The 25,448-nt window shown below is 66.6% G+C and carries 16 protein-coding genes and 2 tRNA genes; 5 read left to right on the forward strand and 13 right to left on the reverse strand.

Going from position 1 to position 25,448, the window contains the following annotated elements; translation table 11 throughout:
* Nucleotides 1-13: 13 nt before the first annotated feature.
* Genes EDC36_RS07340 through rimP form a run of 7 tightly spaced genes read right to left on the reverse strand, consistent with a single transcriptional unit; the run spans nucleotide 14 to nucleotide 9,353 of the window.
* Complete coding sequence (locus EDC36_RS07340) at nucleotides 14-1,132, reverse strand: enoyl-CoA hydratase/isomerase family protein (protein ID WP_132962615.1); 1,119 nt, start codon at nucleotides 1,130-1,132, stop codon at nucleotides 14-16.
* Nucleotides 1,129-2,958, reverse strand: coding sequence for a translational GTPase TypA (gene typA, locus EDC36_RS07345; protein WP_132962616.1), 1,830 nt, complete (start codon nucleotides 2,956-2,958; stop codon nucleotides 1,129-1,131). The genes EDC36_RS07340 and typA overlap by 4 nt, the downstream gene beginning before the upstream one ends.
* A complete protein-coding gene (truB, locus tag EDC36_RS07350; RefSeq protein ID WP_132962617.1) occupies nucleotides 2,955-3,917 on the reverse strand; it encodes a tRNA pseudouridine(55) synthase TruB in 963 nt (320 codons plus the stop codon). The genes typA and truB overlap by 4 nt, the downstream gene beginning before the upstream one ends.
* Nucleotides 3,914-4,288 (reverse strand): 30S ribosome-binding factor RbfA, encoded by a 375-nt coding sequence (gene rbfA, locus EDC36_RS07355; protein WP_132962618.1) that lies wholly within the window; start codon nucleotides 4,286-4,288, stop codon nucleotides 3,914-3,916. Before rbfA ends, truB begins: the two co-directional genes overlap by 4 nt.
* Nucleotides 4,289-4,297: 9 nt before the next feature.
* A complete protein-coding gene (gene infB, locus EDC36_RS07360; protein ID WP_132962619.1) occupies nucleotides 4,298-7,180 on the reverse strand; it encodes a translation initiation factor IF-2 in 2,883 nt (960 codons plus the stop codon).
* Between the two features lie 41 nt (nucleotides 7,181-7,221).
* Nucleotides 7,222-8,721, reverse strand: coding sequence for a transcription termination factor NusA (gene nusA, locus EDC36_RS07365; RefSeq protein WP_132962620.1), 1,500 nt, complete (start codon nucleotides 8,719-8,721; stop codon nucleotides 7,222-7,224).
* A 38-nt stretch (nucleotides 8,722-8,759) separates the two neighbouring features.
* Nucleotides 8,760-9,353 (reverse strand): ribosome maturation factor RimP, encoded by a 594-nt coding sequence (gene rimP, locus EDC36_RS07370; RefSeq protein WP_132962621.1) that lies wholly within the window; start codon nucleotides 9,351-9,353, stop codon nucleotides 8,760-8,762.
* 161 nt (nucleotides 9,354-9,514) lie between these two features.
* Between rimP and EDC36_RS07375 the strand changes: the two genes are divergently transcribed.
* From EDC36_RS07375 to EDC36_RS07385, 3 genes are all read left to right on the forward strand, one after another.
* Entirely contained in the window at nucleotides 9,515-10,216 is a 702-nt protein-coding gene (locus tag EDC36_RS07375) for a glutathione S-transferase C-terminal domain-containing protein (protein WP_132962622.1), read from the forward strand.
* A gap of 61 nt (nucleotides 10,217-10,277) precedes the next feature.
* A tRNA-Pro gene (locus EDC36_RS07380) sits at nucleotides 10,278-10,354 on the forward strand.
* Between the two features lie 14 nt (nucleotides 10,355-10,368).
* Nucleotides 10,369-10,445, forward strand: a tRNA-Arg gene (locus EDC36_RS07385).
* Between the two features lie 57 nt (nucleotides 10,446-10,502).
* Here the strand turns inward: EDC36_RS07385 and EDC36_RS07390 are convergent.
* The 6 genes from EDC36_RS07390 to EDC36_RS07410 all read right to left on the reverse strand — a co-directional run bounded on the left by EDC36_RS07390 (nucleotide 10,503) and on the right by EDC36_RS07410 (nucleotide 21,748).
* Nucleotides 10,503-13,352, reverse strand: a complete 2,850-nt coding sequence (locus EDC36_RS07390) for an ATP-binding protein (protein WP_132962623.1) — start codon at nucleotides 13,350-13,352, stop codon at nucleotides 10,503-10,505.
* 10 nt (nucleotides 13,353-13,362) lie between these two features.
* Nucleotides 13,363-13,863: a cysteine--tRNA ligase gene (locus EDC36_RS07395; protein ID WP_132962624.1), complete on the reverse strand. Its 501-nt coding sequence runs from the start codon at nucleotides 13,861-13,863 to the stop codon at nucleotides 13,363-13,365.
* Nucleotide 13,864: 1 nt separating this feature from the next.
* Nucleotides 13,865-14,914, reverse strand: a complete 1,050-nt coding sequence (locus EDC36_RS07400) for an AAA family ATPase (protein WP_132962625.1) — start codon at nucleotides 14,912-14,914, stop codon at nucleotides 13,865-13,867.
* A 10-nt stretch (nucleotides 14,915-14,924) separates the two neighbouring features.
* On the reverse strand, nucleotides 14,925-17,825 hold the full coding sequence (locus tag EDC36_RS07405) for a DUF1156 domain-containing protein (protein ID WP_132962626.1): 2,901 nt from the start codon (nucleotides 17,823-17,825) through the stop codon (nucleotides 14,925-14,927).
* A 13-nt stretch (nucleotides 17,826-17,838) separates the two neighbouring features.
* The gene (locus EDC36_RS13185; protein WP_165902832.1) at nucleotides 17,839-18,012 is read right to left on the reverse strand and encodes a hypothetical protein; all 174 of its coding nucleotides are present in this window, start codon (nucleotides 18,010-18,012) and stop codon (nucleotides 17,839-17,841) included.
* A 202-nt stretch (nucleotides 18,013-18,214) separates the two neighbouring features.
* Nucleotides 18,215-21,748 carry a helicase-related protein gene (locus tag EDC36_RS07410; RefSeq protein ID WP_132962627.1) on the reverse strand — a complete coding sequence of 1,178 codons (3,534 nt, stop codon included), beginning with the start codon at nucleotides 21,746-21,748 and terminating at the stop codon, nucleotides 18,215-18,217.
* Nucleotides 21,749-21,904: 156 nt separating this feature from the next.
* Between EDC36_RS07410 and map the strand changes: the two genes are divergently transcribed.
* On the forward strand, nucleotides 21,905-22,726 hold the full coding sequence (map, locus tag EDC36_RS07415) for a type I methionyl aminopeptidase (protein ID WP_132962628.1): 822 nt from the start codon (nucleotides 21,905-21,907) through the stop codon (nucleotides 22,724-22,726).
* Between the two features lie 37 nt (nucleotides 22,727-22,763).
* On the forward strand, nucleotides 22,764-25,436 hold the full coding sequence (locus EDC36_RS07420; RefSeq protein WP_132962629.1) for a [protein-PII] uridylyltransferase: 2,673 nt from the start codon (nucleotides 22,764-22,766) through the stop codon (nucleotides 25,434-25,436).
* The last annotated feature ends 12 nt before the right edge of the window (nucleotides 25,437-25,448 follow it).

Genomic DNA, 25,448 nt, shown 5'->3' on the forward strand with positions numbered 1-25,448 from the left:
GGCGGCTTCGGGTTCAAGCCAAGTCGCGCAACGGGTGCGCGTGGGCTGGCCAGGGGCTGACGAAAAACGGCTCCACCATCGCCGGCGTCACATCCTCCAGGCGTGCCGGGTTCCAGCGCGGTTGGTGGTCCTTGTCCACCGCCAGCGCCCGAATGCCCTCCACCGTCTCGCTTTGCGCGGGGCTGCGGCCCAGGTGGTGCGGGTGGAAGCAGTGGCGCACCAGGTCGCGCTCCATGCGCAGCTCGTCGGCCAGCGCCATGCCGCGCGCCCGCCGGATTTGCTGCAACACCACGTGCACCATCAGCGGGCAGCGCTGCCGCAACACGGTCAGTGTGTGCCGGGCGGCGTCGGTGCCAGCGGCCTCAAGCGCCGCCACGATGCCCGCCACGTCCGGCGCCGCGAAGGCCGCCTGCACCTCCGGCGCAAGCGGCGCAGCGCCGGCGGCCGGTGCGGACCGCCAGCCCGCAGCGTCCATCCACGCCGCCCACGCGGCGTCGAACGCCGCCGGGCTGTCGGCGTCAAGCTGGGCCAGCGCATCCCACGCGCGCGGCAGGTCGGCCGCCGGCGCGGCGCGGTCGGCCAACCCCCACGCCAGCGCGGCGTCCGCGCCGATAACCGCGCCCGTCAAGCCCAGGTATTCGCCCACGTGCCCGGGGCAGCGGCTCAGGAAGTAGCCACCCGCCACGTCGGGAAACAGGCCGATGTTGGTCTCGGGCATGGCCATCTTGGTGCGCTCGGTGACGATGCGCCAGCGCCCGCCCTGGCTGATGCCCATGCCGCCGCCCATCACCACCCCGTCCATGAAGGCGATGTAGGGCTTGGGGTAGGTGTGGATCAGGTGGTTGAGGGCGTACTCTTCGGTGAAAAAATCCTCCAGCCGCGCGTCGCCCGCCAGCGCCGCTTGGTGGAAAAAGCGGATATCGCCCCCGGCGCAGAAGGCGCCAAACGGCCCTTCCTTGGATGTGCCGCGGATGGCCACCGCCACCACGCTGGGGTCGTCGCGCCACGCCAGCAACGCCTGCGTCAGCGCACGCACCATGCCCAGGTCCAGCGCGTTGAGCGCCTTGGGGCGGGCAAGCGTGATGCGCCCCACCCCATTGGGCGTGCGCTCGAGATGGACCAATTCGCTCATACGCCCTCCCGGCTGGCGCGCTTGCGCTCGTGTTCTTTGAGCAGCCGCTTGCGCAGCCGGATGCTCTTGGGGGTGATTTCGGCCAGTTCGTCGTCGGCGATGAACTCCACCGCGTACTCCAGCGTCAGCTCGATCGGCGGGGTGAGCTTGATCGCCTCGTCCTTGCCGCTGGCACGGAAGTTGGTCAGTTGCTTGGTGCGCACCGGGTTGACGACCAGATCGTTGTCGCGGCTGTGGATGCCGATGATCATGCCTTCGTACACCGGGTCGCCGGGCTTGACGAACATGCGCCCGCGGTCGTCCAGCTTGCCCAGCGCGTAGGTGACGATCTCGCCGTCGTCCTGGCTGATGAGCACGCCGTTTTTACGCCCGGCGATCTCGCCCTTGTAAGGCTCGTAGCCATCGAAGATGTTGGACATCAGGCCCGTGCCGCGCGTCAGGTTCAAAAACTCCGTCTGGAAGCCGATCAGCCCGCGCGCCGGAATGCGGTACTCCAGCCGCACGCGCCCGCGCCCGTCGGGCTCCATGTTGACCAGCTCACCCTTGCGCTCGCCCAGCGCCTGCATCACGGCGCCTTGGTGCTGCTCTTCCACGTCCACGGTCAGCAGCTCGATGGGCTCGTGGCGCACGCCGTCGATGTCCCGCAACACCACGCGCGGCCGCGACACCGCCAGCTCGTAGCCCTCGCGGCGCATATTTTCCAGCAGGATCGTCAGGTGCAGCTCGCCGCGGCCGCTCACCTCGAACACGCCGTCTTCGCTGGTTTCGCGCACGCGCAGCGCCACGTTGCTTTGCAGCTCGCGCTGCAGCCGATCCCAAATCTGCCGGCTGGTGACGAACTTGCCCTCGCGCCCCGCCAGCGGGCTGGTGTTGACGCAAAAGTTCATCGTCAAGGTGGGTTCGTCCACCTTGAGCATCGGCAGCGGTCGCGGGTCGAGCGGATCGGTGACGGTCACGCCAATGCCAATGTCCTCGATGCCGTTGATGAGCACGATGTCGCCCGGCCCGGCGCTGTCGGCCAGCACCCGCTCCAGCCCTTGGAACTTCAGCACCTGGTTGATGCGGCCTTTGCGGCGCGGGCCGTCGGGCCCCTCGCACACCAGCACCTCCATGCCGGGGCGCAGCGTGCCGGCGTTGATGCGGCCCACGCCGATGCGCCCCACGTAGCTGGAGTAGTCCAGCGACGATATTTGCAACTGCAGCGCGGCGTCGACGTCCCCTTGGTGCACCGGAACGTGCTGCAGAATCGTCTCAAACAGCGGCCCCATGTCGGTGCCCCAGGCTTGGCCGGGCTCGCCTTCGGTCAGCGACGCCCAGCCGTTGAGGCCCGAGGCGTACACCACGGGAAAGTCCAACTGCTCGTCGGTGGCCCCGAGCTTGTCGAACAGGTCGAAGGCCGCGTTGATGACGTGGTCGGGCCGCGCGCCGGGCTTGTCCACCTTGTTGACGACGACGATGGGCTTCAAGCCCAACGCCAACGCCTTCTTGGTCACGAAGCGCGTCTGCGGCATCGGCCCTTCCTGCGCGTCGATGAGCAGCAGCACGCCGTCCACCATCGACAGCGCCCGCTCGACCTCGCCACCGAAGTCGGCGTGACCGGGCGTGTCCACGATGTTGATGTGCGTGCTCTTCCAACGGACCGCGCAGTTTTTGGCCAGGATGGTGATGCCGCGCTCGCGCTCCAGGTCGTTGCTGTCCATCACGCGCTCGCCCACCTGCTGGTTGTCGCGGAAGGTGCCGCTTTGGCGCAGCAGTTGGTCCACCAGCGTGGTCTTGCCATGGTCCACGTGGGCGATGATGGCGATGTTGCGTATCGGTCGTGTCATGATGCGGTCGATTGGGTCAGCCACTGGGCGATCTCGGTGGGCGCCAGCAGCCGGATGGGGATCAGTTCGCCGCCCACGCAGCGCGCAGTGCCCAGCAACGCGCGCGGGCGCGCACCGAACACGGCCACGTGCGCGGCGTCGGGCCAGCGGCCACGGCGGCGCAACCCGGTGAGGAAGCGGCCCGCTTCGGCCTCGTCCAGCACCACTTCGGGCCAGCCGTGCAGCAACACTTCGGGCGGACGCAACAGCCGCAGCCGCTCGGGCGGCGCCAGCGCTTCGAGCGCTTCGATGGCCACGGCCTGCGCCAGCTGCAAAGGCCCCGTGGCCAGGCGTCGCAGCGCCGCCAGGTGCGCGCCACAACCCAGCGCCTGGCCGATGTCTTCGGCCAGCGTGCGCACGTAGGTGCCTTTGCTGCAGCGCACGTGCAGGTGCAGCGCCGTGGGGTCGTCGGGCACCGCCGTGAGCGTGAGCGTGTGGATGGTCACCGCCCGCGGCGCACGCTCGACCTCCAGGCCCGCGCGCGCGTACGCGTACAAGGGCTTGCCGTCTTTTTTGAGCGCGCTGTGCAGCGGCGGCACCTGTTCGATCGTGCCTGTGAAGCGCTGCGCGACGACGTGCAGCTGCGCAGGGGTCAGCAGGGCGGGATCGACGGCGGCGGTGGCCACCACCTCCCCTTCGGCGTCGCCGGTGCGGGTGCGCACACCCAGCCGCAACGTGGCTTCGTAGACCTTGTCGGCGTCGAGCTGGACTTGCGCGAACTTGGTGGCGGCGCCCAGACACACCGGCAGCAGCCCGCTGGCCAGCGGGTCCAACGTGCCGGTGTGGCCGGCTTTTTCGGCCCCCAGCAGCCATTTGACTTTGGACACGGCCGCCTGCGCGGACATGCCCGCGGGTTTGTCCAGCAACAGCACCCCATGCACGGGGCGCCGCGGCACCCGTGCACGGGGCTCGGCGGTCATGCGCCCTCCTCGTCCTTGCCGCGCGAGGCCACGGCCTTGGCGATGAGCGCGTTGAGGTCGGCGGCGCGCTCGATCGAGCGGTCGTAGATGAAGTGCAGCGTGGGCACGGTGTGGATGTGCAAGCGCTTGAACAGCGCGCTGCGCAAAAAGCCCGCGCCCTGGTTGAGCGCTTCTTCGGTGGCCTGCGGGTCGCCCACCAGCACGCTGAAGTACACCTTGGCGTGCGCGTAGTCGGGCGTGACCTCGACGGCCTGGATGGTGACCATGCCCACGCGCGGGTCCTTGAGCTCGCGCGCGATCAGCTCGCTCAAGTCGCGCTGGATTTGGTCGGCCACCTTGTGGCCGCGGTGCGGTCCCTTGCGGCTGGGCATGACGGCTCCTTACAGCGTGCGCGCCACTTCCTTGATCTCGAAGAACTCCAGCACGTCACCTTCCTTGATGTCGTTGTAGTTCTTGAGCTTGATGCCGCACTCGAAGCCCTCTTTGACTTCGCGCACATCGTCCTTGAAGCGCTTGAGCGACTCGAGCTCGCCCGTGTAGACGACGACGTTGTCGCGGATGAGGCGGAAGTGCGCGCTGCGCGTGACGTAGCCCTGCGTGACCATGCAGCCCGCCACGGTGCCGATCTTGGACGCCACGAACACCGTGCGCACCTCGGCCATGCCGATGACCTCCTCGCGCTTTTCCGGCGACAGCAGCCCGGCCATGGCAGCCTTGAGGTCGTCCACCGCGTCGTAAATGATGTTGTAGTAGCGGATCTCGACGTCGGCCGACTCCGCGGCCTTGCGCGCGTTGGCGTCGGCGCGCACGTTGAAGCCGATGATGATGGCCTTGGATGCGATGGCCAGGTTGACGTCCGATTCGCTGATGCCACCCACGCCCGCGTAGACGAGCTGCACGCGCACCTCGTCGGTCGAAAGCTTGAGCAGCGCCGCCGACAGCGCTTCTTGCGAGCCTTGCACGTCCGCCTTGATGATGATGGGCAGGGTCTTGACCTCGCCCGCGGTCATCTCGGCAAACATATTCTCCAGCTTGGCCGCTTGCTGCTTGGCCAGCTTGGTGCTGCGGTACTTGCCGGCGCGGTAGGTGGCGATTTCGCGCGCACGGCGCTCGTCGGCCATCACCATGAACTCGTCGCCGGCCTGCGGCACCTCGGCCAGGCCCTGGATTTCGACCGGAATCGAGGGGCCGGCCTCTTTGACCTGACGGCCGTTTTCGTCCAGCATGGCGCGCACACGGCCGTAGGTCTGGCCGGCCAGCACCACATCGCCCACGCGCAGCGTGCCCGACTGCACCAGCGCCGTGGCCACCGGCCCGCGCCCTTTGTCCAGACGCGCTTCGATCACCAAGCCCTTGGCCTTGGCGTCCACCGGGGCCTTGAGCTCCAGCACCTCAGCCTGCAGCAGCACGTTTTCCAGCAACTCGTCGATACCCTGGCCGGTCTTGGACGACACGCCGATGAAGGGCGAGTCGCCGCCGTATTCCTCGGGCACCACCTCCTCGGCCACGAGCTCTTGCTTGACCTTGTCCGGGTTGGCGTCGGGCTTGTCGATCTTGGTCAGCGCCACCACGATGGGCACCCCGGCTGCCTTGGCGTGTTTGATCGCCTCGCGCGTTTGCGGCATCACGCCGTCGTCGGCCGCCACCACCAGGATGACGATGTCGGTGGCCTGCGCCCCGCGCGCCCGCATCGCCGTGAAGGCCTCGTGGCCCGGGGTGTCGAGGAACGTGATGACGCCGCGCGGCGTTTCCACGTGGTACGCCCCGATGTGCTGGGTGATGCCGCCGGCTTCGCCCGCGGCCACCTTGGAGCGGCGGATGTAGTCCAGCAGCGACGTCTTGCCGTGGTCCACGTGGCCCATGACGGTGACCACCGGCGGACGCGGCTTGGGCTCGCCTTGGTACAGCACCGCCTCTTCTTCGGAAAACGCCTCCGGATCGTCCAGCGTGGCGGCAACCGCCCTGTGGCCCAGTTCCTCCACCACGATCATCGCGGTGTCCTGGTCCAGCGACTGGTTGATGGTGACCATCTGGCCCAACTTCATCAACACCTTGATGACCTCGGAGGCCTTGACCGCCATCTTGTGCGCCAGCTCCGCCACCGTGATGGTCTCGGGCACGTGCACCTCCAGCACGCGCTGCTCGGCGCCCGATGCCGTGGGGTGGCTGCCGCGGTCGTCGCGGCCGCCCTTGCCAGGCTTGCCTTTGGGCCCGGCGCGCCACGAGCTGCCGCTGCTGCGCGCCGCCACCGCGTCGGCACGGGCCTTGGCGGCGTCTTTCTTTTTGCCGGCTTCGTCCTTCCACGACGACGACAGCGCCTCGGACTTGACTTCTTTTTTGGCCGGTGCCGGCGCCGGCGTCGCCCCCCGCGCGGGCGTGGAGGCGGGCTTGTGCAGCGTCCCCTTGAGCCCGGCCTTGGCGGCGTCGGCCGCAGGCTTGGGCTCTTCGGGCTTTTTGGCCACCAGCACCTTGCGCGGCTGCGCCATCATCGCGCGGATCGCCTCGGCTTCGGCCAAGGCTTTGCGGCGGCGCTCCTCCAGCTCGCGGGCGCGCGCTTCTTCGGCTTCGCGCTCGGCCTGCTGGCGGCGCTGCTGCTCAGCAGCGGCCTGCTGCGCCGCGCTGGGCTGCGCCGCAGGCGTTGGCGCAGGCTCGGCCGGCGGCTCGGGGCTCACCGGCTCGCCGCCGGAGGCGGTTGCAGCCGCGGCGGCGCGCGCCGCTGCCGCTTCGCGCTCGGCGCGCGCCCGGGCTTCGGCCTCTCGCGCCAGCCGCGCTTCCTCGGCCGCGCGGGCCTCGGCTTCTTCGCGCTCGCGGCGGCGGCGTGCCAGTTCTTCCTCCTCCTGCCGCAGACGCTCGGCTTGCAGACGGGCTTCCTCCTCGCGCCGGGCCAACTCGGCGGCGCGCGCGGCCTCTTCGGCCTCGACCGCTTGTTGCGCCGCGGCGTCAGGGGTCGGGCTGGGCTCGTCGTCGCGCTTGATGAAGGTGCGCTTTTTGCGCACCTCCACCTGGATCGTGCGTGCACGCCCCGTGGCGTCGGCTTGTTTGATTTCGGTGGTGGACTTTTTGGTCAGCGTGATCTTGCGTCGTTCCTGGCCGAGCGTGCCGTGCGCCGCTTTCAGGTACGCCAGCAGGCGCTGCTTGTCCACCTCGGTGACGGGGTCGCTGCCCGCCTGCTTGTGCACGCCAGCGGCGGCAAACTGCTCCAACAGCAGCGAGACGGGCTTGTTCAGTTCGGCGGCGAATTCGGCGACGGTGTTGCTCGACATAGGGTTCCTTTTTTGAATGTTCGGCTTACAGTCGGCTCCGATCATTCGCGTGCGGCGGCCGCATCGTCGCTGAACCAATGCTGGCGCGCTTTCATGATCAGTGCCGTCGCTTCGTCACGGCTTTGCCCGGTGATCTCCACCAACTCGTCCACCGACAGGTCGGCCAGGTCGTCCAACGTGTGCACGCCCGCTTCGGCCAATTTGGCAATCAGATCGGTGGTCAAACCTTCGAGGTCGCGCAAATCCTGCGACACCTCCTCGACGCTTTCTTCCTTGGCGATTTCCATCGTCAGCAGCGCGTCCTTGGCGCGGGCGCGCAGCTCGTTGACGGTGTCTTCGTCGAAGGCTTCGATGTCCAGCATCTCTTGCAGCGGCACGTACGCCACTTCCTCCAGGCTGGTGAAGCCCTCTTCGATGAGGATGTCGGCGATCTCCTCGTCCACGTCGAGCTTGCTCATGAACAGCTCGCGCAGCGCCTGGCGCTCCTGCGCCTGCTTGGCCGCCGACTCCTCGGCGGTCATGATGTTGATCTTCCAGCCCGTCAGCTCCGAAGCCAGACGCACGTTCTGACCGCCACGGCCAATGGCGATGGCCAGGTTTTCCTCGTCCACCACCACGTCCATCGCGTGGCGCTCCTCGTCCACGACGATCGACTGCACCGCCGCAGGCGCCAGCGCCGCGATGACGAACTGCGCCGGGTCTTCGCTCCACAGCACGATGTCGACGCGTTCGCCCGCCAGCTCGTTGGTGACGGCGTTGACGCGCGAGCCACGCACCCCGATGCAGGTGCCGATGGGGTCGATGCGGCGGTCGTGCGACAGCACCGCGATCTTGGCGCGGCTGCCCGGGTCGCGCGCACAGGCCTTGATTTCCAGCAGTCCCTGCTCGATTTCGGGCACTTCCTGGCGGAACAGCTCGATCATGAAGTCGGGCGAGGCGCGCGACAGCAAAATCGGCGCACCGCGCAGCGTCGGGTCCACCTCCACGATCAGCGCCTTGATGCGGTCGCCGGTGCGGAAGTTTTCTTTCGGAATCATCTCGCTGCGTTTGAGACGGCCCTCCACACGGCCGCTCTCGGCGATGATGTCGCCTTTGTCCATGCGCTTGACCGTGCCAACGAAAATTTTGTCGCCCCGCGACAAAAAGTCGTTGAGCAGCATTTCGCGCTCGGCGTCGCGAATTTTTTGCAGAATGACTTGCTTGGCCGCCTGCGCACCGATGCGCCCAATGGGCACGCTCTCGATGGGTTTTTCGATGTAATCGCCCACCTGGATGCCGGGGTAGTCGTCTTTGACGTCCGAGTACAGCTCCTCGGCCTCGGGGTTTTGCAGGCCGGCCTCGTCGGGCACCACCTTCCAGCGCCGAAACGTTTCGTAAGCGCCGGTGTCGGGATCGATACTGACGCGCACGTCGGCGTCACCGCCCAGCAGCTTTTTGGTGGCCGATGCCAGCGCCGACTCCACGGCCCCCAGCACCACGCGCGGCTCGACGTTCTTTTCGCGCGAGATGGCATCGATCAACATCAACATTTCACGGTTCATGACTGTAGGCCCTTCCAGTTGCCTGCTGGTACTCGTCGTTATTGCTCGGGTTGGGCGCTGCCACGGGCGCGCCGCCCGGAAAAATCCACCACCGGCGCCAGCCGCGCTTCGCGCACCTCGTCGAGCGTGAAGCCCAGCACCTGCACCGTCTCGGCCGCAGGGGCGGCCTTGCGCGCCCCGACCTTGCCAGGACGCGGGGGCTCGGGGGGCAACAGCTCCAACTGCCAGGCGCCTGGCGCTTCGCCACGCTGCAGCACACCGCGAAATTTGCGCCGCGCTGGGGCCGCCAGCCCCGCGCCCGCCGCCCCGATGGGCGCGCGCAACGTCACCTCGACCACCTCGCCGACAAAGCGCTCAAAATCCCGCGGCGTGCGCAACGGCCGGTCGATGCCGGGCGAACCCACCTCCAGCCGCCGGTAGTCCACGCCTTGCACCTCCAGCACGTACTGGAGCTGGCGCGTCACGCGTTCGCAGTCGTCCACGGTGATGAAGCGCGGCTCGGGCTGGGCTGGATCCCACGGCCAGTCGATCGTCAGACGCAGCAAACCGCCGGCGGATCGCTCCACGTCCACCAATTCGTAGCCCATGCCGGCCACGGTCTGTGCCACCGTTTGCTGCCACTGATTCGCCATGCGGCCGTCGCCCCTTGCGCGTTACCCCGTTGCCCTTCGATGCGACCAAAAAAAATGGGCCGGTATGCACCCGCCCATTCGGTCGCGACCCTGCTATTCTACCACCGAAGGAAGCAGCGCTGTCCAGTGCCGCGAGCCCCTACCACCGATCGGAGGCCAACATGATCGACGTCTACTCCTGGCCCACCCCCAACGGGCACAAGGTTCACATCGCGCTCGAAGAGTGCGGCTTGCGCCTGGGGCGCGACTGGCGTGTGCACCCTATCGACATCGGCCGGGGCGAGCAGTTCACCCCCGAGTTCCTGCGCATCAGCCCCAACAACAAAATCCCCGCCATCGTGGACGCCGACGGCCCGCACGGCAAGCCGATCGCGCTGTTCGAGTCCGGCGCCATTTTGTTGTACCTGGCCAGCAAAACCGGCAAGCTGCTGCCGCGCGGCGAGCGCCAGCGCTGGGAAGTGCTGCAGTGGTTGATGTTTCAGGTGGGCGGCGTGGGCCCGATGCTGGGGCAGGCGCACCACTTCCGGCTCTACGCGCCCCAAAAAATCGACTACGCCATTGAGCGCTACACCAACGAGGCGCGTCGCCTGTACGGCGTCATGGAACGCCGGCTGCAGCGCAGCCCCTGGCTTGGCGGGCGCAGCTACAGCGTGGCCGATGTGGCCACCTTCCCCTGGATCCGCCCGTGGCACAACCAAGGCGTGGAGCTGGACGACTACCCTGCCGTGCGCGCGTGGTTCGAGCGCATCGCCGCGCGGCCGGCCGTGCAGCGCGCACTGCAGGTGCTGGCCGACGCCCGCAAGCCCCTGGACGACAAAGCCCGCCAGACCCTGTTTGGCACCGCGCCCAAGCCTTCAGCCTAGACCGAACCCGCCCTCGCCGCGCCACGGCGTGCGGCGCCCCGCTACAATGCGGGGTTGACGTCGGAGCGTAGCGCAGTCTGGTAGCGCATCTGCTTTGGGAGCAGAGGGTCGAAGGTTCGAATCCTTTCGCTCCGACCATCCCAACACCCCTGCCGTCCGTAGCTCAGCTGGATAGAGCAACGGCCTTCTAAGCCGTGGGTCGGGGGTTCGAGCCCCTCCGGACGGGCCAATCCCCCGCCGCTGGGGCGTTCAGGCTTGCAGGCATATCGTCACAACGGGGAGCCACTCAATCGGCGCCCGACTCGAACTCGGCGTTCTTGAACTTCAGCACGTTGCAGTTCTCCTTCACCACCCGCTGCAGGCTCCCGTCGAAACCGCTGGCTGACTCGGCCTGAATCTCGACGGTGACCTTGACTTTTACGCCCGGGCGCGTGGTGAACTGCTGAACGACCTCGTCGACCAGATCGGCGAACTGCTTCTTTGCCTGGAACGGGTCGAGCTCAATGCTGCCGTAGAACTGCTTCTTGACCACCTGTCCCGCAGTGGTGCTGCCCGTCGCGTAGCCACCCTTGGCCGAGTCCCCAGCGCGGGGCGTGCCGCCACCAGCGAGAACGGACGACGTGGCCGCACCGCCGCTGGCCTCGGCCCCCTTCGCGCGCGAGGCCTCCTCCGCCGCGTGCAGCGCCTCCAAGTGGGCCGCCGCGGCGGACGGCTCGATCAGCAGCAGAGAAGCGTCCAGAATGGGCAAGTGGCGCCTGCCGTAGCTGAAGCCCACGTACCGACCATCCTCCTTGCCCTGCGCGAAGCCGAAGAAGTCGCGGCTCTCGGCGCCGGCGGCCATCGTCATCTGGAGGACGGTGTCGTCCTTCAGGCGCGGCAGGTAGAGCTGCTGGCAGCTCTGCTGCCAGACGCTGAGCGCGCTCACCTCCCTGGCGTCGTCCTTCCAGAACCAATCTTTCAGCACCCTGGCCAGGTGGATCGGGGCCCACTCGGTGATGAGCAGCTCGTTTTCCTTGAGCACGCGCTCGATCTCCTGCGACCAGTTCTGCGCACCGGGGTTGAGCTGGAAGTGCTCCCAACGCAGCTCCGACAGGCCCTTGCCGGGGCGTGCCTCCTGCATGGGCGCCAGGAGCCACTTGTAGGTCTCGCGGATCATGCGGCGCACCGTTTCTTCGGCCTGCTCCAGGCTGGCGCTGGCCTGCCTGGCCATCAGGTTGTCAAGAACGATGCGGTTGTCTTTGTAGTCGGCCACGATGCTGCGCCACGCCAGATACGAGCGCACATGGTCCTTGAGGCGACTGACGCTGTCGTAGTCGGCAGCCAGAAAGATCAGCCGGTTCTGCTTGAAGCGGGGCGCATCGCCGCGTTTCTTCAGGATCTCGGTCGCGCGCTCCAGGCCCACGCTCTGGCCGCTTCTGGTGAAGGCGGCATCAGGCGGCAGCACCACCAGGCGCAGCGCCCAGTCGTCGGGCACGTCGCCGCTGTCGGTGAAGACGTGGATGCCACCAAACACCCCACTGGCAAGGCCGCGCTGCACGCGCTCGCGGATGGCGGGGAACACGTCTTCCTTGTCCTGAAAGCGCCGCTTGCGCTCCTCCATCTCGCGCCGCAGGTTGGGCCGTGTGTCGAGCCAGAAGCGGTTGTTGGCGTGGTTGAGGTAGTGCAGCCGGTCGTTCAGGCGGCGCAGCGCATCCTTGAACAGCCCCACCTGCTGTCCGGGCAGCACGCTCCCCAGCAGCACGCGCTCCTGCTCCAGGCCGCGCGCGAGCTGGTTGGTGGAGCCCGGCGCGCTGCCCAGAAAGATCGCGCGCGCCGCACGGCGGCAGGCCTGCACGCTGCCCAGACGGGGGTCTTTGGCCTCGATCTCGGTGGTCTCGGCGCGCTCGCCGTCCACGTCACGCTCGATCACCGGGTCCCAGCCCTGGGGCAGGTAGTAGATGGCCTCGTTGCGCACGTCAGCGTCGTACAGCGGCAGGCTGCCCGGCAGGATCAGCGGGTCGTTGTTGCCGTCCTTCCAAAGCCGGTGGATCACTTTGGCCATGAGCTTGAGCACGCCGCGGGTACGCTGGAAGTTGTCCAGGCTGGACCAATCCTCGTACAGGCGGTCGAACACCTCGGGGTGGATCGGGTAGGCCTGGAGCAGCCGTTGGTAATAGCGCCCCTCCTGGGTTTCGGCGGGGAAGTCGTCGCGGTGGGTGGTGTAGAAGTCCGCAAACGCCCGGCACACCGATTCCATCGCCAGCTTGTCGTTGATCGAGGTGAACAACCGCCGCCGCACGATCTCGAACGCCTCCTCGGTGGCCACCGGCTTCCACAGCGCCTGCACGCGCCCAAAGTAGTGCGCGAGCGCCTCCAGCGCCTTCACGCCGCGCTGGCTGCCGGCTTCCTTGTCCGACTCGGGCAGGGAGGCCAGCAGCACCGCCGTGGGCACGGCCTTGAGTGCCTCGGTCAGCGCCTGCACGAACGACAGGTTGGAGTCGAAGGTGCCGCCCGTGAGCGTCTTGCCCTCTTCGAACTGGCGCACATAGGCCACCAGCTCGTCGATGAGGATCACGCAGGGCGCGTAGCGTGCCAGCAGCGCCTCCAGCGCAGCCTTGCCGGGGGAGGTGCCAGAGGCATCGGCATCGGCCACCAGCGCATAGCCTTCGGCCTTGCCCAACTGCCAGGCCAGATCGCCCCACAGCGTGCGGATCGCTTGCCCTTCCCGCACCACCGGCTGGTTGGGCGAGGATTTGATGCCATCGAGCACCGCGATGCGCGCGCGTGGCAGTTCGGTCACGCCCGCCGCATCGAGGATGGCAGGCACTCCTTGCAAATCGCTGGCTGGCGCTTCGCCCTTGGCCAGGTGGTACACCGCCAGCATCGTGTGCGTCTTGCCGCCGCCAAAGGCGGTTTGCAGTTGGATCACCGGATCGCCACCCTTGCCCGCCAGCCGCTTGACCACGGAATCCAGCAGCAACCGCATGCCCTCGGTGATGAAGGTGCGCTGGAAAAAGAGCACCGGGTTTTGATATTCCTCGGTAGCGCTCCCGGCGTGCACGCGCGACAAATCCGCCGCAAACTCGGCCTGCTGGAAGGTGCCCTTGAGCACGTCTTGATGAGGGACGGCGACTTCGCGCCAGGGTTTGAGGGTCATCGCATTTTCCTCAGACAACTTGAACTTGCCACGGCAGGTTCTGCATGGCGTTTGCGGATACCACGCTCGGGTGCGGGTCAACAGCGCGCAACAATTGACACAGCTTTTGCTTGATGTCCGCAGGATCGACAGCAGGCCTATGGGCGCGCGGTTGCTCAATGTGGGCGACCACACGCAAACTTCGGCACCTCAGGGCTTTTTTGGCCAGAGCCTGTTCGGCGGCGTCATTGGCATGCAGCGCAGCGGGCAGCAGTGCCGCCAGCGTCATGATGACTTTGTTGGCGATGATGGTTGGCAGATCGGAAGGTTTGGTGGTGTCCGGATGGCGGTAATCTTTGACTTCGATCAGAAAAGTCTCGCCATGGGCGCTGCAGGCGATCACATCGACCGCGCCTATTCCATCGAACTGCCTTGAAAACTGGTTGCGGTAAAAAGACCAGTCATCGTATTTGCCCACTCTCCAATCGCTCGGAAATGAAAAAGTCAGTCGCTCGACTTGGACGTCCGACATGTCACTCCCCCAGGGTCAGATAACGGTCCGACTGGCGCAGGCTTTCCTCCAGTGCCGTGATGGAGCCGATCGCAGCCAAATCATCCGCCTGCTCAAGGTATACGCTGCCTGACTCGCCCACATGCAGACCAAAAAAGCGCGCGCCAATGGCTTTTCTTTTGTTTGCATGGGCATGGAGCTGAATTTCGAATTCGCGCAACAGGAACAGGCTATGCGTCGCCACAAAAACCTGAATACCCTGGGCAGCAAGCCGCACGATGCTGGCGGCGATGGTCTTGATGAGCTTGGGATTGAGGTTGGTTTCCGGCTCGTCCCAGAACAGATAGCCCTTGTCGAGCAGAGAGCCGGTGCTGATCAGGCGCGCCAGCATCGCAAACTTGCGCAAGCCTTCGGCCACCAGCGGCATTTCCATCTGCCCCTCGCCGGGTACCTTCAGGTAAAAGCGCCCGGTTTGGGTATCCATCACCACCTTGCCACCAAGCGCCGCCTCCAGTGGCGCCAAGAGTTGGGCCGCACGTTGCTCGCGCGGCCCTCTCACGGAAGGCGCGCCCAGCAGGGATACGGTGTCGCGCCAGGTTTCCTCGAATTCGAGGTGATAGTTGTCATACAGGCCCAGAAACCAGGGACACAGAGTGATCAGCTCACGCGTCGGGAAGTATACGGGAGGAAGCTCCAGCCCTTCTGCTGGGGTTCCGATGACATCGACCTGCGATTTGGCATTGGTGGCAAATGCAATAGCGCTATTTTGTGCCTCGACTTGCATTACCAATCGAAGCTCGCACCGTTCTCGCCCCTGCTTGCGCTTGACCAGCCGCCCCAGGGTCTCGGGCCGCATGACCCGAACCAGTTTTTCGGCATAAGTGCGTTCCAGATCGGCCTTGCTGGGTCGTTCTGTCCATCCTGACTGCACCTTGAGCATGGCATAAAGGGCCTTGAGCACATGCGACTTGCCCAAACCATTCTCGCCCACGATGACGTTCAACCCGGCGGCGAACTGCCATTCGCCGTTAGGCACGGTGGTGAAGTTTTGGAAAACGGCGGACTGGAGCATCGGCCTCTCCTCAAAGGTCCAGAATTGTCTGCGAACCCACCACGCCCGCCTCGGCAGCCGCCTGCTCGATGCCGCTCCAGGCGGTGACGAGTTCGTTGTAGGCGCGGGCCTCCTCGGCCCAGCCCTGGCGCTCGCACAGAGTGTAGAGGCGGTAGGCCAGCGCCCGGATGGGCTCGGCGCGGTCGGGCATGCGCGCAAGCAGCCGGCCGGCATCCGTCTCGCCGCCGTCGTTGAGGGCGCGGATAAGCTGGTGCAGCGCCTCCCACACCGGGGTGCGGGCGTCGTGCTCGGGCGACCAGTCGGCGGGGTATTCGCGCCACTTCACGAGGCGCACGCTGCCCTTGGCCGCCTGCGCCACCCCGGCCTGCGCCAGCGCGTCCACCGCCGTGCCCTTGGCGCGGGCCAGCACGTCGGCCTCGCCGTACTTGCCCGCGCTCCAGCCGTGCTGCTCGAACCAGTGCAGGCAAAACTGCGTGTCGGCGTCGAAGTCGTCTTCGGCGAGATACCGGTTGATGAGCTGCAAGGCGGTCTTCACGCGCATGGGCGTGCCGTCCGCCTCCAGCACCGCGGCGTACTGGGAAAAGATGGCCATGCCCGGGCCGATGATGGCCTGCGAGAGGTCCACCGGCGCCACGGGCGAGTGCACGCCGCCGCGGGTCATGGCCTCCAGCGCCTCGGGCAGCGTGGCGTTGAGCTCGCGGATAAACTCGCGGCGGCTGACCGTGGGCGCATCCGCCGCGCGCTTGCGGCAGACCAGCACAATGCTGGAGGCCAGGGCGTTGGTACCGGAGCCGATCATGCGGTTGCCAAGTTCTGTGCGCATTGGCCAGGTGCCGGTGATGGCAAAGCCCGCGCGGATGACGGCCTCCAGAAACGTCTCCCAGCCGGTGCTGGCGGTGCCCGCCTCGTCCTCGGTTTCGGACTGCTTGAAGGCGTAGTAGATGGTGACCGGAAAGGCCGGGTGCGCCTGGCAGGCGAGGTTCGCGAGCGCCCGCGTCATGCCTTCCAGAAAAAAGCGCTCGGCGGCCTCTTTGCTGCCGTGGCGGTAGGGCGTGGCCACCAGCTCCTCGGCCTTGGGCACGGCGAGCGTGGCAAACAGGCCGGGGAAGATGGGGCGCAGCACGCGGCGCAGCCAGACGTAGAAAAAGTCCGACAGGTCGGCGTAGCCGATATTGTCGTAGTACGGGGGGTCAGTGGAAATAACCTTATTGATACTGATGTTTTGACTTTGGGCGTCAGCTTGCAGAGCGTGGGCCAAACCCTTCGCAGGAAGCTCCAATAATGCCCTTACCATATTACCAAGGCTCGTACCGTAATCACCAGCCGCGGCAGCGAATACATTGTTTTCAGCGAAATCCCACAACATGGGAATTGCTTGACGACCGAACAGGTTGCGAACTTGAGTTTTGCTGGCTTCCCATCTACAAAGTGCATTGCAAATGTCGGTCAGGCGGCTCAATGCTATTCCCAAATAAACCCCCACCGCCTGGGCGTAGGCGGTGGCGCCGCTGCCGCCGGCATCGAGGCCGCGGCCATCGTCGGGGATGCCGGCGGCCAGGGCGTCTTGCCGGCAGCGTTCGATCGCTTCGGCCACCAGGTCGGAAAAGGTGGTCAGCGCCACCAACTGGCGGGGGGTGAAGAGGTCGCCATATTTCGTCAGGCCATAGCCGATGGTCCAGAAATTGCGCGGGTCATCCGGCAAAGCCGTTTCCGGTCTCCACTCCGGCTGCGCTTTTCGAGCAATTTCCTCATGCTCAGGCAACGGCGGCAGGTAGATACGCCCACGCGGCCCTTCGGCGACGATGGCCATGAGCCTTGCGCCCATGCGCCCGGCCCGGCCTTCGGCCTTGATGTAGTCGCCGTCGATGGGCGTCTTGGACAGCAAACACTCAAAATTCGCCCCTCGCGCAAGCTTGGTGCCACTCTTGGCCCGCGCGTACGCCGCCTTGTCAAACCCTGGGTTGCCCGCCACCTGGACGGTGAAGCGATAGGTGTCGCCTTCCACCACCGGTTCGACATAGGCCTCCTTGCCCGGCTTGCTGGAAAGCACGAAGGTGGAGGCCAGCGGCACCGCCACATGGCTGAAGGCGGGGTTGGGGCTTTGGACCGTGCGCGCCCACAGCCAGGCAATGACGGTGAGCGTTTGCCCCACGAGGGGTTGCAAGTCCGGGCGGCCGTGCGCGAGTTCGGGCGTGATCGTGACCGGCGGGTAGAGGTGGCCGATGCGCCGTTGCGCCTGTTCGCGCATCCAGGCGCCATAGCGGCGCACGTCTTCGGCCAGGCCCTTGGCGCCGCTCCAGTCTTCGTGCAGCGGGGTTTGCCGCTCACCCGCAGGCCGCGGCCCCACGGGGGCGCGGCCCGCAAAGCGCGGCGGGATTTCGATCATGGCCTTGTTGATCGTCACCGCCACGGGGTTGAGGTCACTGGCATAGCTTTCCAGCCCCAGGCGCTGCGCTTCCAGCGGCAGCGCGCCGCCGCCCGCAAAGGGGTCGTGAAAGGCGGGGAGCCTATCCGGGTTGAACAGTTCTGCCGCCTGAGGGTGGTTTTTGTTGAGGGCGCAGGTCTCGCGCCAGCTTTTCCAGATTTCCTCACGGGCGGCAGCGAGCACTTGTTCGTTGTTGGTGTTTTCCCACTGCACCAGGTCTTCGATGAGCTTGAACAGGCGCTCGCGCTCGGCTGCGGCCTGCTGCTTGTTGACGCCGCGGCCCAGGTGCCGCTCGTAGCCAGGGTCGTTGACCATCTGGGCAAAGATCACGGCGCGCGCGGCGGCCAGCGGGCGGCGCGCCCACCACAGGTGCAGCGTGCTGGGGTGGCCGTGGCGGATGGATTTTTCCCGCGCGGCGGCCTGGTTGATGGCGTCCAGCGGCAGCGCCACTTCGATGAGTTTTTTGGGGGTTTTGATGGGGGTCATTGTTTTTCTCCGATCAGCGCCAAGTGCCGGGGCGGGTAAGTACGTGGCCGTCGGCCCGTTGTACCTGTTGGGGCAGCTGGCAGCGCCGGAACGTGGTTTCGTTGATGATGAAGTGGCCATGGGCCGCCTGCGTGAGCTGGTGCGAGCGGCGATTGAACCCATCGATGTAGGCGATGACTCTGTTCATCGGCCGCCCCTCCGAAGCGCTGCGTTGGCTTTGACAGCAGGCGGCGTTGTGGCTATACTATTTACTATCAACCCCGCCGGAGATCGCATCTCCGGCCCAACGCTTCCCTTGTGGAGGCGTTTTCTTCTAGCCCCGCCGGAGATCGCATCTCCGGCCCGACGCCCCGCAAGGGGCGTTTCTCTTTTCTGGCCGCGGCGCTGGCTCACTGCGAACCCTCCGCTGTCGTAGCGCGCGCCAGCAAGGCATCCAGATCCAGGTTGATGCTGGTCACGGCCCAGTCGGGCTCGCTCGTGAAGGGGCGGCGCACGTAGAACGGCCCTTCGTGCTCTTCACCGTCGACCAACACGATGGCCAGGATGAATTTGTCGGCCTGGTTGAGGGCGTAGAGGATCTCGTTGCGCGTGACGGTGATGGTGCTCTGCCCTTTGGCGCGGCCCTTGACCTCGATGTGGCGGCTCTCGGGCAGTTTGCCGTCGCGTGCTGGCGGCAGGCTGGTGATGTCCCAGCCGCACTTCTCAGCCGAGACGTCGATGACCTGATGGCCCAGAGCGCGCTCGGCGTCCATGACGGTCTGCATGGCGATGCGCTCGATGCGCGCTCGCGCATCGGCATCCGCCGACCAGCCGGGTTGTCCCTTGCGTTGCGCCAGCAAACCGGCGGGGATGACCAAGGCGCCGCCCAGGATCACCGGCGTGGCGGAGACGACATGGCGCATGGCGGTGAGCTCCTTCTCGCGCGTTTCGCGGCGGGCGGTCAGCTCATCGATGGTGCGGCGCACGTTCTCCAGGCTCAGGCGCACGTCCTTGCCGGCGGCGATGTCGTCCTGCAGCTTGATGTAACGGTCAGACCAAAAATTGATCTCCTTGACCAGGCGCTCGTGCACGGCGGCCAGTGTCTTGTCCACCATGGCCTCGCGGCGGGCGCGTACCTCGTCGAAGTGCTCGGGCACCAGGTGCGTGGAGGCGTGGGCCAGCGCCACCTGCTCCAGGTCCTGTGTGATCCAGGGTGCAGCGAGCACGTCCTCGATCAGCGCCCTGTCGGCAGGCGCGAGCGGCTCCAGGTCCAGGTGCGGCGCCCAGCCGGCGTTGATGGCGTTGCCGGATGCGTCGATCTCGACGAACTGCATGCGGCGCGACACCACGTGCACCGGATCGGCGCCTTCCTTGACCGAGTGGTCGATGATGAAGCACACCCGCGGCGTCAGGCCCATGTCGGCGGGGTCCACCAGCACGGCGCCCTGTTTGAGCGTGTTGCGGTGGGCTTCGAGCACCAGGTCGGTCACCGACTGCATCAGCGGGTGGCCAGGGTGCAGCAGGCTGGCCATCGGCGCGCCCACACGGTCGGTCAGGCGCACGTGCTGTTTTTCGAAGCAGACGCGCTCGTAGCGGCGCAGCACCGGTTGTTGGTAACGGCGGTCGCGACCAGCGATTTGCCGATCGCGCTCGCGGATGATGGCGGGTACGTGGGTGATCTCGTAGCGCCCCGCCTCGCGGGGCTTGAGCTCGCCGCCCAACTGCTGGAAGGCCTGGCTGAAGAATGAGCGAATGAAGTAGGGCTGCAGCTTGCGGGCTTCGGCCTTTTCCATCTCCGCCTTCACCGCAAACAGGCGCTTGTCGTCCATCACCTCTTTGCACAAGGCGTTGCGCTCGATGATGTTCTGGAGGTGCTGCTTGTCCAGCGCGCCTTCCACTCTGCGTAGCAGGCGGGCGCGAACCTCGGGGTCGTCGCCGTAGCGGATGGCTTCGATCAACAGGTCTTTGAGGGGCTTATCCTCGAACACCTCGCCCAGGATGTCGAACACCCGGCCACCCAGCGCCTGGCGTTCCACTTCGATTTTTTCGAACAGGCGCTGGAAAACGTCACCCTCGCGGGTTTCGCTGGCGACCATGTTCCACAGGTGGCACACCTCGGTCTGGCCGATGCGGTGGATGCGGCCAAAGCGCTGCTCGATGCGGTTGGGGTTCCACGGCAGGTCGTAGTTGACCATCAGGTTGGCGTTTTGCAGGTTGACGCCTTCGCCGGCCGCATCGGTCGCCACAAGCACGCGCACGGCAGGGTCGTTGCGGAAGAGCTCCTGCACCTTGCGGCGCTCTTCACGTTTGATGCCGCCGTGGATGGTGACGACGGCATCGGGCTGCCCGAGCAGCCCCCGGATACGCTCGGTCAGGTAGTTCAGCGTGTCGCGATGTTCGGTGAAGATGATGAGCTTGCGCTGGCGGCCCGCCGCGTCGCGCATCTCGGGCGTATCTTGCAGCAGGCGGGAGAGTTCGTCCCACTTGCGGTCTTGGCCCGAATGCACCACCTGGCGGGCCTGTTCTTCGAGGGCTTCGAGGACGAGGATTTCCGCCTCCAGCTCCTGGAGGGTTTGCGCGGCGGTGGCTTGGTCGACAACCGCTTCTTCGAAGTTTTCGTACTCTTCGGCCGACAGCGCCTCCGCTGCTTCCCAGACATCGTCTGCCCCGGCCCAGCTGGGGTCGTCGAGCGTCTCGGCCAGCCGCTGACCGCGCTGTCGGAGCTTTTCTTCTTCCACGCGCCGTTGGAGCTTTTGGCGGCGGCGCTTGAGCGACTGGTAAATGGCCTCGGGGCTGGAAGCCAGCCGTCGCTGCAAGCTGGCTAGCGCAAAGCCCACGTTGCCACGGCGGGCGTTGTCCGTGAGGCGGTCGGCCTTGTTGAATTGTTCCTTGACGTACGCGGTCACCGCAACGTACAGCGCCGCTTCGAGGTCTGAAAGTTTGTAGTTGACGGTGTAGGCCCGGCGTTCGGGGAACAGCGGGGTGCCGTCGAACTTGAGCAGCTCTTCCTTGACCATGCGGCGCATCAGGTCCGAGACATCCACCTTGTGCGCGCCGTCGCGGAACTTGCCGTAGAAGCGGTCGGCGTCCAGCAACGACATGAAAAGCTGGAAGTCCTCCTCTTTGCCGTTGTGCGGCGTGGCCGTCATGAGCAAAAAGTGCCGCGTGATGGAACCCAGCAGCTCCCCGAGCTGAAAGCGCTTGGTCTTGTTGACTTTGTTGCCAAAGTAGCTGGCCGAGAGCTTGTGCGCTTCGTCTACGACGACCAGATCCCAGTGCGTCAGGCGCAGTTTTTCAAGCAAGTCTTCGGCGCGGGCCAGTTGGTCCACGCGGGCGACCATCAGGTCGATATCGTCGAAAGGGTTGCCGCTGCGGGACTGTTCGACCTGCTCGCGCGAGAACAGCGTGAACGAGAGGCCAAACTTCTCGAACATTTCGTCTTGCCACTGTTCCACCAGGCTGCCCGGGGCAACGATCAGCACGCGCTTGGCGTCGGCGCGCATCATGAGCTCGCGGATGTAAAGCCCGGCCATGATGGTCTTGCCCGCGCCGGGGTCGTCGGCCAGCACGTAGCGCAGCGGCTGGCGCGGCAGCATCGACTCGTAGACCGCGGTGATCTGGTGCGGCAGCGGCTCCACGTTCGACGTGTGCACCGCCATCATCGGATCGAACAGATGGGCCAGGTGGATGCGGTAGGCCTCGACGGCAAGCTTGAACGCGTCGCCGGGTGCATCGAACGCCCAGGGGCGGCCCTCCTGCGCCAGAGACAGCTTGGCCTCGTCGGTGCGGAACAGCATCCGCTCCAGCAGCTTGCCGTCGGCGGTCTTGTAGTAAACGGTCAGCGCGTTGTCGCCGACCGGCTCGGTGGTGACGATGCGCACCACCTGCCCGGGCTCCAGCCCAGCGATGGCTGCGTTTTTCTGGATTTGTTCGAGTTTGAGCACGACAGCCTCGGACGTTGGATCGAAACAGCGCGACGAGCCCACACCCGCATCCAAGATCGTGCCTCCAACCCCAGGGTACGCGGGCCTCCCCTCGTGGTGCACGATGATACTCGCCACTGCGACATGGATGGGGCGCGTTTGTTACCATCGCCCCCCATGACTGTGACCATCAAGGATGCCGCGGGCATCGAAGGCATGCGCGTGGCGGGTCGGTTGGCCGCCGAGGTGCTGGACTACCTGACGCCGTTCGTGCGCCCGGGCGTGACCACCAACGAGCTCGACCGGCTGGCGCACGACTACATCGTCAACGTGCAGCACGCCATCCCCGCGCCGCTGAACTACGCCCCCAACGGCTACAACCCCTACCCCAAGAGCATTTGCACCTCGGTCAACCACGTGGTGTGCCACGGCATCCCCAACGACAAGCCGCTCAAAAAAGGCGACATCGTCAACATCGACGTCACCGTCATCAAGGACGGCTGGCATGGTGACACCAGCCGCATGTTTTACGTGGGCGAGGTGGCCCCGCACGCACGCCGGTTGTGCGAAATCACCTACGAGGCGATGTGGAAGGGCATCGTGATGGTGCGTCCTGGCGTGCGCCTCGGGGACATTGGCCACGCCATCCAGCGCTTTGCCGAGGCCGCGGGCTACAGCGTGGTGCGCGAGTTTTGCGGCCACGGCATCGGACGCAAGTTCCACGAGGATCCGCAGGTGCTGCACTACGGCCAGCCCGGCACTGGCATGGAGCTGCGCGCCGGCATGACCTTCACGATTGAGCCGATGATCAACCAGGGGCGGCGCGAAATCCGCGAGCTGGGCGATGGTTGGACGATCGTGACGCGCGACCGCATGCTGTCGGCCCAGTGGGAACACACCGTGCTGTGCACCGACGATGGCTACGAGGTGCTGACACTATCGGCGGGCAGTCCGCCGCCCCCCGCCTTCGCGCAGGTCGCCGCCTCGAGCGCAACGTAAATCACAGCAGGCACGCTGTTTGCTTACCCAAGCGGGCATGTCGTCCACCCCTCCCGCCACCACCCCGCTGGATGTGCCCGCGCTGCGCGAGCAGCACCGCCAAGCCAAGGCGGCGGTGTTGCGCGAGATCGAGGCGCTGGGCGGCCGCGCCGGGGGCATTCGGCCGCTGCTGCGGCGCCTGGCCCGTGTCACCGACGGCACGCTGCGCACGCTGTGGCGGTGTCTGGCCATGCCGCCCAGGCTGGCGCTGCTGGCGGTGGGTGGCTACGGGCGCGGCGAGCTGTTTCCACACTCCGACATCGACGTGCTGGTGCTGCTGCCGGACGACGCCGGGGCCGATGAGCACGCGGCGGTGGAGCGCTTCGTGGGCACGTGCTGGGACATGGGGCTGGAAATCGGCTCCAGCGCGCGCACGCAGCAGCAGTGCCTGGACGAGGCCGCGGCGGACATCACCGTGCAAACCGCGCTGCTGGAAGGGCGCTGGCTGGCCGGGCCGCGCGCGTCGGCGCAGGCGTTGTTGCGAGCCGTGCGCGCCGCCATCGACCCGCTGGCGTTTTGCCGCGCCAAGCACTTCGAGATGCAGCAGCGCCACCAGCGCTACGAGAACACCCCTTACGCGCTGGAGCCCAACTGCAAGGAGTCCCCGGGGGGCTTGCGTGACCTGCACGTGATCCTGTGGGTGGCGCGGGCCGCCGGGTTGGGACACAGCTGGCAAGCGCTGGCGCGCAGCGGTCTGGCCACCGCGCGCGAGGCGCGCCAGTTGCGCGCCAACGAAGCGCTGCTGGCCCTGGTGCGCGCGCGGCTGCACATCCTGGCCGGCCGGCGCGAAGACCGGCTGGTGTTCGACCTGCAGTCGGCGCTGGCCAACGCCTTTGGCATTGAGCCCGAGCTGCCCCCCGAGCCAGGCCGCGAACACCGTGCCCGGCGCGCGCGCCGGGCCAGCGAGCGGCTGATGCGGCGCTACTACTGGGCGGCCAAGGCGGTCACGCAGCTCAACCAGATTTTGCTGCTCAACATCCGCGAGCGGCTCGAACACAGCAACCGCCACCCCGCACAGTCGCGCCCCATCAACGCGCGCTTTGCCGAGCGCGACGGCATGCTGGACGTCGTGCACGATGACCTGTACTGGCGCGAACCGCACGCCATTTTGGAAACGTTTTTGCTGTACCAGCAAACACCGGGCATCAAGGGCTTGTCGGCGCGCACGTTGCGCGCGCTGTACAACGCGCGGCCAGTGATGAACGCGGCCTTTCGGCGCGACCCCGTCAACCGGCGCACGTTCATGCAGATCCTGCAGCAGCCGCAGGGCATCACGCACGCGTTTCGGCTGATGAACCAGACCTCGGTACTGGGACGCTACCTGTGGCCGTTTCGCAATGCGGTCGGCCAGATGCAGCACGACCTGTTCCACGTGTACACGGTGGACCAGCACATCCTGATGGTGCTGCGCAACATGCGGCGCTTTTTCATGCCGGAGCACGCGCACGAGTACCCGTTTTGCTCCCAACTGGCGGCCGGGTGGGACAAGCCCTGGCTGCTGTACCTGGCGGCGCTGTTCCACGACATCGGCAAAGGCCGTGGCGGCGACCACTCGGTGCTGGGCGCACGCGACGTCATGACCTTTGCCCGCCAGCACGGCATGGCGCGCGACGACGCCGAGCTGGTGCGTTTTCTGGTGGCCGAGCACCTGACGATGAGCCACGTGGCGCAGCGGCAAGACACCACCGACCCGGAGGTGATCCGGGCGTTTGCCGTGCGGGTGGGCGACGAGCGGCGCCTGACCGGGCTGTACCTGCTGACGGTGGCCGACATCCGCGGCACCAGCCCCAAAGTGTGGAACGGCTGGAAGGCCAAGCTGCTGGAGGACCTGTACCGCACCACGCTGCGTGTGCTGGGCGGCGGCGCGCCCGACCCCCACGCCGAGGTGGAAGCGCGCAAGCGCGAGGCGCTGGCGCAACTGGCGCTGCACGCCCTGCCCCATCAGGCGCACGCGGCCCTGTGGGCCCGGCTGGACGTGGGCTACTTCATGCGCCACAGCGCCGACGAAATCGCCTGGCACACGCGCCACCTGTCGCGCGCGCTGGCCCAGCATGGCGACAGCGCGGCGCCCCCCACTGTGGTGCGCGCCCGCCTGTCCAGCGCTGGCGAAGGGCTGCAGGTGATGGTGTACACGGCCGACCAGCCCGACCTGTTTGCGCGCATTTGCGGCTACTTTGACCGGGCGGGGTTTTCGATTCTGGACGCCAAAATCCACACCACCGCCGACGGTTGCGCCTTGGACACGTTTCAAGTGGCCACCGACACCATGCCCGAGCACTACCGGGAGCTGGTCACGTTGGTGGAAAGCGGCTTGCCCCGTGCGTTGCGACCCGACACGCCGCTGCCGGAGCCCACACGGGCGCGCGCCTCGCGGCGCATGCGCAGCTTTCCGGTGGTGCCACGGGTGACGCTGCAGCCCGACGAGCGCGGCCAGCGCTGGCTGCTGTCGGTGTCGGCGGGTGACCGCAAAGGGCTGCTGTACCGCATCGCGCGCGTGTTTGCGCAGCACCGCGTGCAGCTGCAACTGGCCAAAATCACCACGCTGGGCGAGCGGGTGGAGGACACCTTCGTCATCAGTGGGGCCGCTTTGCACGTGGTGCGGGAACAAGCCCAGCTCACGCACGATCTGATGCACGTGCTGGACGACGAGTCGGCCAGCGCGGTAGCATGAAGTCCTGTGGCC

It is taken from the genome of Tepidimonas ignava, assembly GCF_004342625.1.
Taxonomy (GTDB): Bacteria; Pseudomonadota; Gammaproteobacteria; order Burkholderiales; family Burkholderiaceae_C; genus Tepidimonas; species Tepidimonas ignava.